We start from the raw sequence: 12321 nt of genomic DNA, 5'->3' as shown, positions 1-12321 counted from the left end.
TACCTTGAACGACATGCGTTAAAAGTTAGTTGAACCGCCGTATGCCGAACGGCACGTACGGTGGTGTAAGAGGGGCTAGAGATTATCCCCTACTCAATTGTAAAATCGTATAGTGTTACTGTCTATCTTATTTTGAAGAGAAATCAAAAATCCCTAGAAAATGTTTAGGGATTCGATTATTTCATTAAGAACAATTCAACAATCATCTCGATATACATGACAAGGGTTAATAAGAATCCTGCACGCCAGAAGAATTTGATGAATTTAGGATAGTAAAAGCTGCGTTTTTTCAAAAGGAAGAAAAAAACGAGAATAATGGCTAGGAGTGAGAGTGCTAGGCCTAGTCTAGGGAGGAAATTATGGGTAAAGGTTTTAGCTGTAATAAGGTAATACTCAAATACCAAGACTGGAAAAGCCAAATCCGCAAAGTTTCGTCCTAGTTTTTTTAATCTAAAAAGTTTGGTTATGATAATGCAGACGACTAAGGTCAGTATCAATAATAAAATAGATGCTAATTTCATTAAAATCATACCCATATTGTATCATAAAAAATCGCTAATGGAAACGAGAAACAGAGGAATTTATAGGAAAGTCAGGCTTTTGAGATTGTGGGTGTTTTTTGTTATAATGAAAGTTATGAAATCTTATAACACCTTGAATGATTATTATCGAAAACTCTTTGGAGAAAAGACCTTTAAAGTCCCTATTGATGCGGGGTTTGACTGTCCCAATCGTGATGGGACTGTAGCTCATGGAGGTTGTACTTTTTGTACGGTTTCAGGTTCTGGAGATGCTATCGTAGCACCGGATGCGCCTATCCGTGAGCAATTTTATAAAGAAATTGACTTTATGCATCGTAAGTGGCCTGATGTTCAGAAGTATCTGGTTTATTTTCAAAATTTTACCAACACCCATGAAAAGGTGGAAGTCATTCGAGAGCGCTATGAGCAAGCTATCAATGAACCGGGTGTAGTAGGAATCAATATTGGAACGCGCCCAGACTGTTTACCAGACGAAACTATCGAATATTTGGCTGAGTTGTCGGAACGCATGCATGTAACGGTTGAATTGGGCTTGCAGACCACTTATGAAACAACCTCTGATCTGATTAACCGTGCCCACTCCTATGAATTGTACGTGGAGACGGTCAAGCGTTTGAGAAAATATCCCAAGATTGAGATTGTTTCTCATTTGATCAACGGACTTCCTGGTGAAACCCATGAGATGATGATTGAAAATGTCCGCCGTTGTGTCACGGATAACGATATTCAAGGGATTAAACTGCACTTGCTTCACCTGATGACCAATACTCGTATGCAACGGGACTACCACGAGGGACGTTTGCAACTGATGAGTCAGGACGAATATGTCAAGGTCATCTGTGACCAACTGGAAATCATTCCCAAGCATATCGTCATCCATCGAATCACAGGAGATGCACCTAGAGATATGCTGATTGGGCCTATGTGGAGCCTCAATAAGTGGGAAGTGCTCAACAGCATTGAGATGGAGATGCGACGTCGTGGAAGTATTCAAGGATGCAAGGCTGTAAAACAGGAGTTTGAAAATGAAAAGACCACTTGAGATGGCACATGATTTTTTGGTTGAGGTAGTGACAAAAGAGGATATCGTAGTGGATGCGACCATGGGTAATGGTCATGACACGATTTTTTTAGCGAAACTAGCTAAGCAAGTCTATGCCTTTGATATTCAGGAGCAAGCCTTGGAAAAGACCCAAGAGCGTTTGGACCAAGCTGGAATGACAAATGCCCAGTTAATCTTGCAAGGTCACGAGACACTGGACCAGTTTGTGACAGAAGCCAAGGCAGGGATTTTTAATCTGGGCTATTTGCCATCAGCTGATAAGTCAGTCATTACCCAACCTCAGACAACGATTGAAGCATTAGAAAAGCTGTGTCATTTGCTTGTCAAAGGTGGACGGATTGCTATCATGATCTATTATGGTCATGAAGGAGGCGATCTAGAGAGGGATGCTGTCTTGGATTTTGTCAGCCAGTTGAACCAACAAGAGTACACAGCTGCCATTTACCGAACCCTGAACCAAGTCAACAACCCACCGTTTTTAGTGATGATTGAAAAATTAGAGAGATATAGACATGGATAAACAATACCTACGTGAAAAGCTGGATGCCATGCGCCAGAATTTTGTTGAATCAACCCACCACGAACGAGCAGTAGGTGTGTTAGACCAAGCGCATATGAGCAAAAAAATGCTTAAAATCAAGAAAAAATTAGTTGCTCTTGAAATGGAACGGTGCCAGAGAAAAATTGAGCACAAAGACTGTTCCAAGATTGACCAAAAAATCAAAGAGCAGAAGGAGATATTTGAATCCTGTTGTAAAAAAGATTAAGGAGGAAGTACGTGGAATTACTGATTTACCTCATCCTATTTTTACTGGTTTTGATTGTCTCGAGTACAACCAATAAGCTCCTGCCCTTTTTGCCCCTCCCTTTGGTGCAAATTCTTTTGGGAATCGTGATTGGTCTCTTTTTACCCAATGCTGACTTTCACCTCAATACGGAGTTGTTTTTGGCACTGGTTATCGGGCCCTTGCTTTTCAGAGAGTCGGAAGAAGCGGATATTACGGCTATTTTAAAACACTGGCGAATCATTGTTTATCTCATATTTCCAGTGATTTTCATCTCGACCTTGAGTTTGGGAGGCTTGGCACATCTTCTTTGGTTTAGTATTCCTTTGGCAGCTTGCTTGGCTGTTGGGGCGGCCCTTGGACCAACGGATTTGGTGGCCTTTGCCTCTCTTTCTGAGCGCTTTAGCTTTCCTAAGCGCGTCTCCAATATCCTTAAGGGTGAAGGACTCTTGAATGACGCATCTGGTTTAGTGGCCTTTCAGGTAGCTTTGACAGCTTGGACAACTGGGGCCTTTTCCCTTGGGCAAGCTAGTAGTTCGCTCATCTTTTCAATTCTAGGCGGTTTTTTGATTGGCTTTTTAACAGCCATGATCAACCGTTTCCTTCATAGCTTCTTGCTAAGTGTGAGAGCAACGGATATTGCTAGTGAGCTCCTTCTGGAATTGAGTTTGCCCTTGGTAACCTTCTTCCTGGCAGAAGAAGTCCACGTTTCAGGGATTATTGCCGTTGTAGTTGCTGGGATTTTAAAGGCAAGTCGCTTCAAGAAAATCACGCTCCTCGAAGCCCAAGTGGATACGGTGACCGAGACGGTCTGGCACACAGTGAACTTTATGCTCAACGGTTCTGTCTTTGTGATTTTAGGGATGGAGCTGGAAATGATAGCAGAGCCTATCTTGACCAATCCAATCTATAATCCCCTACTTTTATTGCTATCTCTTATAGCCCTGACCTTTCTCCTCTTTGCCATTCGTTTTGTCATGATCTATGGCTATTATGCCTACAGGACACGACGCCTCAAGAAAAAACTGAATAAGTATATGAAGGACATGCTTCTCTTGACTTTCTCAGGCGTTAAGGGAACGGTGTCGATTGCTACGATCCTTCTGATACCAAGTAATCTAGAACAGGAGTATCCTCTCTTGCTTTTCCTTGTCGCAGGTGTGACGCTTGTAAGCTTTTTAACAGGCCTCGTGGTCTTGCCTCATCTTTCTGATGAACAGGAAGAAAGCAAGGACTATCTCATGCATATTGGAATTTTGAATGAAGTAACGATAGAGTTGGAAAAAGAGTTGGAAGATACCAGAAATAAGCTCCCTCTCTATGCAGCCATTGACAATTATCATGGACGTATTGAAAATCTCATCCTGAGTCAAGAAAATAAGGGGGCTCAAGAAGACTGGGAGGCCTTGAAACTTCTCATCCTCAGTATTGAAAGTGATGGTTTAGAACAGGCTTACGAAGAGGACAAGATGAGTGAGCGTGCCTATCGAGTCTACCAACGTTATTTGAAAAACATGGAACAAAGTATCAATCGCAAGTTTGCTTCACGATTGACCTATTATTTCCTTGTTTCCTTGCGGATTTTACGTTTTCTCCTTCACGAAGTCTTTACCTTTGGTAAGACCTTCCGCAGTTGGAAAAATGAAGAATCACAGAAACTCAGAGCTCTTGACTATGACCAAATTGCAGAGCTCTATCTAGAAAATACAGAGATGATTATCGAAAGTTTGGAGAACCTTAAAGGGGTTTATAAGAGTTCTTTAATCAGCTTCATGCAGGATTCTCGTCTCCGAGAAACAGCTATCATCACCAGTGGTGCCTTTGTCGAACGGGTTATCAATCGCGTCAAGCCCAACAATATCGATGAAATGCTGAGAGGCTATTATCTGGAGCGCAAGTTGATTTTCGAATATGAAGAAAAACGATTGATTACGACCAAGTATGCCAAGAAGTTACGACAAAATGTGAATAACTTAGAGAACTATTCCTTGAAGGAAGCTGCCAATACCCTGCCTTATGATATGGTGGAATTGGTAAGAAGAAATTAGTTAATACTCTTCGAAAATCAAATTCAAACCACGTCAGCGTCGCCTTACCGTACTCAAGTACAGCTTGCGGCTAGCTTCCTAGTTTGCTCTTTGATTTTCATTGAGTATAAGATTGTAAGTGAAGGAGTGTGACATGAAGAAGTGGTGGAAAGAGCTGATAGATAAGCCTTTATTAAAAGCTTTTTTGCATTATTATCAAGCATCAGATAGTGAGTTGACCAGTGTCGCAGTAGCCTACTATTGGTTGATTTCGATTTTCCCCCTGCTTTTGGTGGTGGTTAATATCCTCCCTTATTTTCAGATTCCAGCTTCTAATTTTTTAAAGGTTGTCAATGAATTTTTGCCGGAAACCATGTATGATGTGGTTGCAAAGATTATTACAGAAGTGCTCACCCAACCGTCAACGGGCTTATTGAGTTTTGCGGTTTTATCAGCCCTTTGGACCTTTTCAAAATCCATGAATTTTCTACAGAAAGCCTTTAATAAAGCTTACGGAGTAGCTAAAAATCGTGGGATGATTTCTCATCAACTCATGAGTTTGTTTGTCAGTTTTGGCTTGCAGATTCTCTTTGCCTTAGCTCTATTTCTCAGTGTCTTTGGTCGCATGCTCCTCAACCTTATCAAAAGTTACTGGAAATCGGATAGTCCTCTCTTTGATTATCTGCAAGACCTAACAGGTCCCTTGGTCTATGCTTTGATTTTTGCAATCTTGGTCATGCTTTATTATTTCCTGCCCAATGTTAAGGTGCGAAGGATTCGACATGTATTGCCAGGTAGTTCCTTTGTCATGCTGACTCTGGTCTTACTACTTAATATCTTTTCAGTCTATGTTAACAATTATGTCAATCACCTAGTGGACGTCCGTTTTTTCAGTTCCGTCGTCGTGGTGGTCATGATGTTCTGGTTTATTCTCATCGCTAAGATTTTGATTGTCGGTGCGGTGATCAATGCCAGTGTTCAGAGTTTGAAAGATACGAGCTTGAGAACAGACTAATTTATTTTTTATCTATAACAAAACGCATACTATCAAGGTTTTATTGCCTGATAATATGCGTTTTTTGATTATATAAATTAATAGATAAACATGGCATCGCCAAAACTAAAGAAGCGGTAGTGTTCTTGAATGGCATGGTGGTAAGCATCTAAGACCAATTCACGGCCGGCAAAGGCAGAAACCAACATGACCAGAGTTGATTTTGGCAGGTGGAAGTTGGTCGAGAAGGCGTCGACAACCTTCCATTCGTATCCAGGTTTGATAAAGATATTGGTCCAGCCAGAATCTGCTTGGATCTGTCCATCAAACTTGGAACCAATAGTCTCCAGGGTGCGGATAGAAGTGGTTCCAACAGCGATGACGCGACCACCGTTTTTTTTAACAGAGTGAAGGGTTGCAGCTGCTTCCTCAGAAAGCTGGTAGAATTCTGAGTGCATTTCGTGTTCATCCAGATTGTCCACAGAAACAGGTCTAAAGGTTCCGAGTCCGACATGAAGAGTCAGATAGACTAGATGAACACCCTTAGCTTGGATTTCTGCCAGCAATTCTTTGGTGAAGTGAAGACCAGCAGTAGGTGCAGCAGCAGAGCCACTTTCCTTGGCGTAAACGGTTTGATAGCGTTCACGGTCATCCAGTTTTTCATGGATATAAGGTGGTAATGGCATTTCTCCCAGACTTTCCAAAACTTCTAGGAAAATTCCTTGGTATTCAAAGCGGACCATGCGGCCCCCGTGAGTCAATTCTTCCGTAACGACAGCGCTGAGGCGACCATCACCAAAGCTAACACGAGTCCCGACCTTGAGGCGTTTGGCAGGTTTGGCCAGAACTTCCCACTCGTCTCCAGCAGTATTTTTGAGCAGGAGAAGTTCCACATGGCCTCCTGTTTCTTCCTTTTGACCATAGAGGCGGGCGGGGAGAACACGGGTATCGTTCATAACAAGGGCATCGCCAGGTTCCAGCATATCAATAATAGAGTGGAAGTGTTTATCCTGCATTTTTCCTGTCTCACGATTAACGATAAGGAGTTTGGAGGCATCTCGTTTTTCAAGGGGCGTTTGGGCAATCAATTCCTCAGGCAAGTGGAAATCAAAATCAGCTGTATTCATATATCTGTTCATTCTTTCTAAGTTCTAATCTTATCCATTATAACATGTTTCAAGTTTGGACGCTCTTTTTTTGAAAATTAAATCGTTTTCACTTGACAAAAATTGGTCTATACCATATAATAAATATAGATTGAAACGGAGGATGAAAAGATGAAAGTTATTAAAGTTGAAAACCAAATCGAAGGTGGAAAAGTTGCTTTTGAGATTTTGAAGGAAAAATTGGCCAATGGAGCTCAAACCCTAGGACTTGCGACAGGAAGTAGCCCACTTGAATTTTACAAGGAAATTGTTGAGAGTGACCTTGATTTTTCGAATCTAACCAGTGTCAACCTTGATGAGTATGTAGGACTTGATGGAGACAATCCACAGTCTTACCGTTACTTCATGCAAGAAAACTTGTTCAACCAAAAACCATTTAAAGAAAGTTTCTTACCTCGTGGAGTTAAGGACAATGCTGAAGCTGAAGTTGAACGCTACAACCAAATTTTGGCTGACCATCCAGTTGACCTCCAAATCTTGGGAATCGGTCGCAATGGACATATCGGCTTTAACGAGCCAGGAACTCCATTTGATAGCCAAACGCATCTAGTCGAACTTGATCAGTCTACTATCGAAGCTAATGCTCGCTTCTTTGACAAGATTGAAGACGTTCCAACTCAAGCCATTTCAATGGGAATTAAAAACATCTTGGATGCCAAGTCTATCCTTCTCTTTGCTTACGGTGAGTCAAAAGCAGAAGCCATCGCTGGAACAGTGTCAGGCCCAGTAACTGAAAGTCTACCAGCAAGTAGCCTACAAAACCACCCTGATGTGACCATCATTGCAGATGCAGAAGCGCTCAGTCTGCTTGAAAAATAAAAAAGCAGCATCCTTCAGTTCTTCTATTGAACGCTTTCAAGACTTGTATAAATGGAAGAAAAAATCAAAATTAAACCGGATTTTTTCTTGACAATTATTCCTTTTACGTGTAAAATAGAATAGATCTTGAACTTGAAGGGAGTGAAAAAAATGTCTAAAACAGTAGTACGTAAGAATGAATCTCTTGACGACGCACTTCGTCGTTTCAAACGTGCGGTTACTAAAGCTGGTACTCTTCAAGAAACACGCAAACGTGAATTCTATGAAAAACCTTCTGTAAAACGTAAACGTAAATCAGAAGCAGCTCGTAAACGTAAAAAATTCTAATTAGAAATGAAAGGCTAGAGAAATCTAGTCTTTTTCTTTTAAATAAATACTTCAAAGCCTGCAAAAATCTCAAATATCCTCCTACAATTTGATATAATAGAAAGAAGAACTCATTTGAAGGAGGAAATGATGTCGGTTTTAGTAAAAGAAGTGATTGAAAAGCTTAGACTAGACATTGTCTATGGCGAACCAGAATTGCTTGAAAAGGAAATTAATACTGCGGACATTACGCGACCTGGTCTTGAAATGACGGGCTATTTTGACTATTATACGCCTGAGCGAATCCAGCTCTTGGGAATGAAGGAGTGGTCCTACCTCGTTTCGATGTCCTCTCACAACCGTTACCAAGTCTTGAAAAAAATGTTTCTACCTGAGACACCTGCGGTTATTGTTGCCCGTGGTTTGGTAGTTCCAGAGGAAATGTTAAAGGCAGCCAGAGAATGTAAAATTGCCATTTTAACTAGCCGTACAGCAACTAGTCGTTTATCTGGAGAGTTATCTAGCTATTTGGATTCTCGTTTGGCAGAACGTACCAGTGTGCACGGTGTCTTGATGGATATCTATGGTATGGGTGTCTTGATTCAGGGCGATAGTGGAATTGGTAAAAGTGAGACAGGTCTAGAGCTTGTCAAACGTGGTCACCGCTTGGTAGCTGATGACCGTGTCGATATCTTTGCCAAGGATGAGATTACTCTTTGGGGTGAACCAGCTGAAATCTTGAAACACTTGATTGAAATTCGTGGGGTTGGGATTATCGATGTTATGAGCCTCTACGGTGCGAGTGCGGTCAAGGATTCTTCACAAGTCCAGCTGGCTGTTTACTTGGAAAATTATGATACGCATAAGACCTTTGATCGCCTTGGAAACAATGCAGAGGAAATAGAAATTTCTGGCGTAGGCATTCCTCGTATCCGCATTCCAGTTAAAACAGGTCGTAATATCTCTGTCGTGATTGAGGCTGCTGCCATGAATTATCGTGCCAAGGAAATGGGCTTTGATGCGACGCGTTTGTTCGAAGAACGCTTGACCAATCTTATTGCTCAAAACGAGGTGCCTAATGCTTGATCCAATTGCTATTCATCTAGGCCCTCTAGCCATTCGTTGGTATGCCTTGTGTATTGTGACAGGCTTGATTCTTGCGGTTTATTTGACCATGAAAGAAGCGCCTAGAAAGAAAATTATACCAGACGATATTTTAGATTTTATCTTGATAGCCTTTCCTCTGGCTATTTTAGGAGCTCGTCTCTACTATGTCATTTTCCGTTTTGATTACTATAGTCAGAACTTGGGAGAAATTTTTGCCATTTGGAATGGTGGTTTGGCCATTTACGGTGGTTTGATAACTGGGGCTCTTGTACTCTATATTTTTGCTGATCGTAAACTCATCAATACTTGGGATTTTCTAGATATTGCGGCGCCTAGCGTCATGATTGCCCAAAGTTTGGGGCGCTGGGGCAATTTCTTTAACCAAGAAGCTTATGGTGCAGCAGTGGATAATCTGGATTATCTACCTGGCTTTATCCGTGACCAGATGTATATTGAGGGGAGCTACCGTCAGCCGACCTTCCTTTATGAGTCTCTTTGGAATCTACTTGGCTTTGCCTTGATTTTGATATTGAGACGAAAATGGAAGAGTCTCAGACGAGGTCATATCACTGCCTTTTACTTGATTTGGTATGGTTTCGGTCGTATGGTCATCGAAGGCATGCGAACAGATAGCCTCATGTTCTTTGGCCTTCGAGTGTCTCAATGGCTATCAGTTGTTCTTATCGGACTGGGTATTTTTATCGTTCTATATCAAAATCGAAAGAAGGCCCCTTACTATATTTCAGAGGAGGAAAACTAAATGTTAGAAGTTGCATATATTCTTGTAGCCCTTGCTTTGATTGTATTTTTAGTGTATTTAATCATTACTGTACAAAAGCTTGGACGTGTTATCGATGAAACAGAGAAGACGATTAAAACCTTGACTTCAGATGTGGATGTGACCTTGCATCATACCAATGAATTGCTGGCTAAGGTCAATGTCTTGGCAGATGATATCAATGTCAAGGTGGCAACGATTGATCCACTCTTTAGTGCAGTGGCAGATTTATCTCTATCTGTTTCAGACCTCAATGACCATGCGCGTGTCTTGAGCAAGAAAGCTTCTTCAGCTGGTTCAAAAACACTTAAGACTGGTGCAAGTTTGTCAGCTCTTCGTGTAGCAAGTAAATTTTTCAAAAAATAAAAAAGGAGAATTCTTATGGGTAAACTATCCTCAATCCTTTTAGGAACCGTTTCAGGTGCAGCTCTCGCCTTGTTTTTAACAAGCGACAAGGGCAAACAAGTTTGCAGTCAGGCTCAAGATTTTCTAGATGATTTGAGAGAAGATCCTGAGTATGCCAAGGAGCAGGTCTGTGGAAAACTGACAGAAGTCAAGGAGCAGGCTACAGATTTTGTTCTTAAAACCAAAGAACAGGTTGAGTCAGGTGAAATCACTGTGGACAGTGTCCTTGCTCAAGCCAAATCATGTGCTCGTCAAGCGACAGAAGCATCAAAAGATCGATTCAATAATCTCAAGGAGCAATGGCAAGAAAAGGCTGAAACTCTTGATGAATCAGAAGAGATTGTTATTGACATAACAGAAGAATAAACCATCACCATCTCTGGACGGACTATGTATCTGGGGATGGTGATTTTTTTCTCGTAGCCTGTCTTTGTGGTATAATAATTACTATGCAGAAAAAACCAACGTCAGCCTATGTGCACATCCCATTTTGTACCCAGATTTGTTATTACTGTGACTTTTCAAAAGTTTTTATCAAGAATCAGCCGGTAGATAGTTATTTGGAGCATTTGCTGGAAGAGTTTCGTTCTTATGACATTCAAAAGTTACGAACCCTTTACATCGGTGGTGGGACGCCAACGGCTTTGTCAGCACCGCAATTAGAGGTGCTCTTAAATGGCTTGACTAAAAATCTAGATTTGTCAGTCTTGGAAGAGTTGACCATTGAGGCCAACCCAGGCGATTTGGATGCAGATAAGATAGCTGTTTTGAAAAACTCGGCTGTCAATCGTGTTTCGCTAGGTGTGCAAACTTTTGATAACAAAATGCTGAAAAAGATTGGGCGCAGTCATTTGGAGAAGGACATTTATGAAAATATCGACCGCCTGAAACTGGCTGGTTTTGACAATATCTCTATTGACTTGATTTATGCACTGCCTGGTCAGACTATGGAGCAAGTTAAGGACAATGTGGCTAAGGCCATTGGGCTGGATATTCCCCATATGAGTTTGTATAGTTTGATTTTGGAAAATCATACGGTCTTTATGAACCGTATGCGACGAGGGAAATTGCCTCTGCCTAAGGAGGAACTTGAGGCTGAGATGTTTGAGTATATCATCGCAGAGCTGGAGCGAGCTGGTTTTGAACATTATGAGATTTCTAATTTCTCAAAGCCTGGTTTTGAAAGTCGCCACAATCTCATGTACTGGGACAATGCTGAATACTATGGCATCGGTGCTGGGGCCTCTGGTTATGTAAATGGAGTACGCTATAAAAATCATGGTCCCATTCGTCATTATCTTAATGCAGTTGAGGAAGGCAATGCTCGCATCACAGAAGAGCACCTGAGTCAAAAAGAGCAAATGGAAGAAGAAATGTTCTTGGGACTCCGCAAGAAATCAGGGGTTTCCATGGCGCGATTTGAGGAAAAATTTGGACGGTCTTTCGATGGACTTTATGGAGAAATTGTCAGAGAATTGGTTCAACAAGGTCTCATGCAAATAGATGGTGACCGAGTTCGTATGACAAAAAGAGGTCTCTTTTTAGGAGACACCGTAGCAGAACGATTTATTTTGGAGTAGATGATGGGCTTAACTTATCGAATGAAAATGAAAATTCCTTTTGATATGGCTGATATGAACGGTCATATCAAGCTTCCAGATGTGATTTTGCTATCCCTTCAAGTTTCAGGGATGCAGTCGATTGAGTTAGGAGTTAGTGATAAGGCCATTTTGGAAGAGCATAATCTGGTCTGGATTATCACAGACTATGATATTGAGGTAGTTCGTTTGCCTCGTTTTGCGGAAGAAATCACCATCGAAACGGAAGCACTGAGTTACAATCGACTCTTTTGCTACCGTCGCTTTACCATTTATGATGAAACGGGGCAGGAGCTTATCCACATGATGGTGACCTTTGTTCTCATGGACAGAGACAGTCGAAAAGTACATGCTGTTGAACCTGAGATTGTAGCTCCTTACCAGTCTGATTTTGATAAAAAGCTTATCCGCGGGCCAAAGTATGAGTCATTGAACGAGCCAATCAGCAAGGATTACCATGTTCGTTTTTACGACTTGGATATGAATGGTCATGTCAATAACAGTAAATACTTGGACTGGATTTTTGAGGTCATGGGAGCTGATTTTTTGACCCAATATATTCCCAAGAAAATCAATCTCAAGTATGTCAAGGAAGTTCGACCAGGTGGGGTGATTACATCGGCTGTTGAACGGTCTGGACTGGAAAGTAAGCATGAAATTATAAGTGACGGGGCTACTAATGCCCAAGCTATCATCACTTGGCAAGAAATAAAAAAGGATTAGGGAGAAAT

The 12321-nt window shown here is 41.4% G+C and carries 15 protein-coding genes; 13 read left to right on the top strand and 2 right to left on the bottom strand.

The features are described 5' to 3' along the window. Nucleotides 1-176 precede the first annotated feature (176 nt). Entirely contained in the window at nt 177-536 is a 360-nt protein-coding gene (locus B7692_RS01790; protein ID WP_020902455.1) for a DUF3397 family protein, read from the bottom strand. A gap of 91 nt (nt 537-627) precedes the next feature. On the opposite strand from B7692_RS01790, the gene mnmL reads away from it, so the two are divergent. The 5 genes from mnmL to B7692_RS01760 all read left to right on the top strand — a co-directional run bounded on the left by mnmL (nt 628) and on the right by B7692_RS01760 (nt 5432). Next, complete coding sequence (gene mnmL, locus B7692_RS01785) at nt 628-1584, top strand: tRNA modification radical SAM protein MnmL/YtqA (protein WP_025169734.1); 957 nt, start codon at nt 628-630, stop codon at nt 1582-1584. Next, nucleotides 1568-2125: a tRNA 5-(aminomethyl)-2-thiouridylate-methyltransferase MnmM gene (gene mnmM, locus B7692_RS01780; RefSeq protein WP_084929739.1), complete on the top strand. Its 558-nt coding sequence runs from the start codon at nt 1568-1570 to the stop codon at nt 2123-2125. The genes mnmL and mnmM overlap by 17 nt, the downstream gene beginning before the upstream one ends. Next, on the top strand, nt 2118-2372 hold the full coding sequence (locus B7692_RS01775; protein ID WP_000361085.1) for a hypothetical protein: 255 nt from the start codon (nt 2118-2120) through the stop codon (nt 2370-2372). The genes mnmM and B7692_RS01775 overlap by 8 nt, the downstream gene beginning before the upstream one ends. Before the next feature lie 11 nt (nt 2373-2383). Next, entirely contained in the window at nt 2384-4438 is a 2055-nt protein-coding gene (locus tag B7692_RS01770) for a cation:proton antiporter (RefSeq protein ID WP_084929738.1), read from the top strand. A 133-nt stretch (nt 4439-4571) separates the two neighbouring features. Then, a complete protein-coding gene (locus B7692_RS01760; protein ID WP_084929737.1) occupies nt 4572-5432 on the top strand; it encodes a YihY/virulence factor BrkB family protein in 861 nt (286 codons plus the stop codon). A 77-nt stretch (nt 5433-5509) separates the two neighbouring features. Here B7692_RS01760 and queA read toward each other — a convergent pair whose 3' ends face one another. Then, nucleotides 5510-6538 (bottom strand): tRNA preQ1(34) S-adenosylmethionine ribosyltransferase-isomerase QueA, encoded by a 1029-nt coding sequence (gene queA / locus B7692_RS01755; protein WP_084929736.1) that lies wholly within the window; start codon nt 6536-6538, stop codon nt 5510-5512. 150 nt (nt 6539-6688) lie between these two features. On the opposite strand from queA, the gene B7692_RS01750 reads away from it, so the two are divergent. From B7692_RS01750 to B7692_RS01715, 8 genes are all read left to right on the top strand, one after another. After that, complete coding sequence (locus tag B7692_RS01750; RefSeq protein WP_000864592.1) at nt 6689-7396, top strand: glucosamine-6-phosphate deaminase; 708 nt, start codon at nt 6689-6691, stop codon at nt 7394-7396. A gap of 150 nt (nt 7397-7546) precedes the next feature. Then, the gene (gene rpsU, locus B7692_RS01745) at nt 7547-7723 is read left to right on the top strand and encodes a 30S ribosomal protein S21 (protein ID WP_000048054.1); all 177 of its coding nucleotides are present in this window, start codon (nt 7547-7549) and stop codon (nt 7721-7723) included. A 129-nt stretch (nt 7724-7852) separates the two neighbouring features. Continuing rightward, nucleotides 7853-8788: an HPr(Ser) kinase/phosphatase gene (hprK, locus tag B7692_RS01740; protein ID WP_000115152.1), complete on the top strand. Its 936-nt coding sequence runs from the start codon at nt 7853-7855 to the stop codon at nt 8786-8788. Beyond that, nucleotides 8781-9569 carry a prolipoprotein diacylglyceryl transferase gene (gene lgt / locus B7692_RS01735; RefSeq protein ID WP_084929735.1) on the top strand — a complete coding sequence of 263 codons (789 nt, stop codon included), beginning with the start codon at nt 8781-8783 and terminating at the stop codon, nt 9567-9569. Before hprK ends, lgt begins: the two co-directional genes overlap by 8 nt. Continuing rightward, nucleotides 9570-9953: a DUF948 domain-containing protein gene (locus B7692_RS01730; RefSeq protein ID WP_000895044.1), complete on the top strand. Its 384-nt coding sequence runs from the start codon at nt 9570-9572 to the stop codon at nt 9951-9953. A gap of 15 nt (nt 9954-9968) precedes the next feature. Beyond that, entirely contained in the window at nt 9969-10358 is a 390-nt protein-coding gene (locus B7692_RS01725) for a YtxH domain-containing protein (protein WP_023946290.1), read from the top strand. 83 nt (nt 10359-10441) lie between these two features. Then, nucleotides 10442-11572, top strand: a complete 1131-nt coding sequence (gene hemW / locus B7692_RS01720; protein ID WP_023946292.1) for a radical SAM family heme chaperone HemW — start codon at nt 10442-10444, stop codon at nt 11570-11572. A 3-nt stretch (nt 11573-11575) separates the two neighbouring features. Continuing rightward, nucleotides 11576-12313: an acyl-[acyl-carrier-protein] thioesterase gene (locus B7692_RS01715; protein ID WP_084929740.1), complete on the top strand. Its 738-nt coding sequence runs from the start codon at nt 11576-11578 to the stop codon at nt 12311-12313. The last annotated feature ends 8 nt before the right edge of the window (nt 12314-12321 follow it).

It is taken from the genome of Streptococcus mitis (genome assembly GCF_002096925.1).
GTDB lineage: Bacteria > Bacillota > Bacilli > Lactobacillales > Streptococcaceae > Streptococcus > Streptococcus mitis_AF.
Note: the sequence above shows the minus strand (reverse complement) of the source record. Positions and strands in the feature narration are given on the sequence as shown.

Bases quoted from the DNA above. Each gene is read 5' to 3' on its own strand.
- B7692_RS01715 (WP_084929740.1), top strand. From the start codon at position 11,576: ATGGGCTTAACTTATCGAATGAAAATGAAAATTCCTTTTGATATGGCT.
- hemW (WP_023946292.1), top strand. From the start codon at position 10,442: ATGCAGAAAAAACCAACGTCAGCCTATGTGCACATCCCATTTTGTACC.
- B7692_RS01730 (WP_000895044.1), top strand. From the start codon at position 9,570: ATGTTAGAAGTTGCATATATTCTTGTAGCCCTTGCTTTGATTGTATTT.
- B7692_RS01725 (WP_023946290.1), top strand. From the start codon at position 9,969: ATGGGTAAACTATCCTCAATCCTTTTAGGAACCGTTTCAGGTGCAGCT.
- B7692_RS01790 (WP_020902455.1), bottom strand. From the start codon at position 536: ATGGGTATGATTTTAATGAAATTAGCATCTATTTTATTATTGATACTG.
- lgt (WP_084929735.1), top strand. From the start codon at position 8,781: ATGCTTGATCCAATTGCTATTCATCTAGGCCCTCTAGCCATTCGTTGG.
- mnmM (WP_084929739.1), top strand. From the start codon at position 1,568: ATGAAAAGACCACTTGAGATGGCACATGATTTTTTGGTTGAGGTAGTG.
- rpsU (WP_000048054.1), top strand. From the start codon at position 7,547: ATGTCTAAAACAGTAGTACGTAAGAATGAATCTCTTGACGACGCACTT.
- B7692_RS01760 (WP_084929737.1), top strand. From the start codon at position 4,572: ATGAAGAAGTGGTGGAAAGAGCTGATAGATAAGCCTTTATTAAAAGCT.
- B7692_RS01750 (WP_000864592.1), top strand. From the start codon at position 6,689: ATGAAAGTTATTAAAGTTGAAAACCAAATCGAAGGTGGAAAAGTTGCT.
- mnmL (WP_025169734.1), top strand. From the start codon at position 628: ATGAAAGTTATGAAATCTTATAACACCTTGAATGATTATTATCGAAAA.
- hprK (WP_000115152.1), top strand. From the start codon at position 7,853: ATGTCGGTTTTAGTAAAAGAAGTGATTGAAAAGCTTAGACTAGACATT.
- B7692_RS01775 (WP_000361085.1), top strand. From the start codon at position 2,118: ATGGATAAACAATACCTACGTGAAAAGCTGGATGCCATGCGCCAGAAT.
- queA (WP_084929736.1), bottom strand. From the start codon at position 6,538: ATGAATACAGCTGATTTTGATTTCCACTTGCCTGAGGAATTGATTGCC.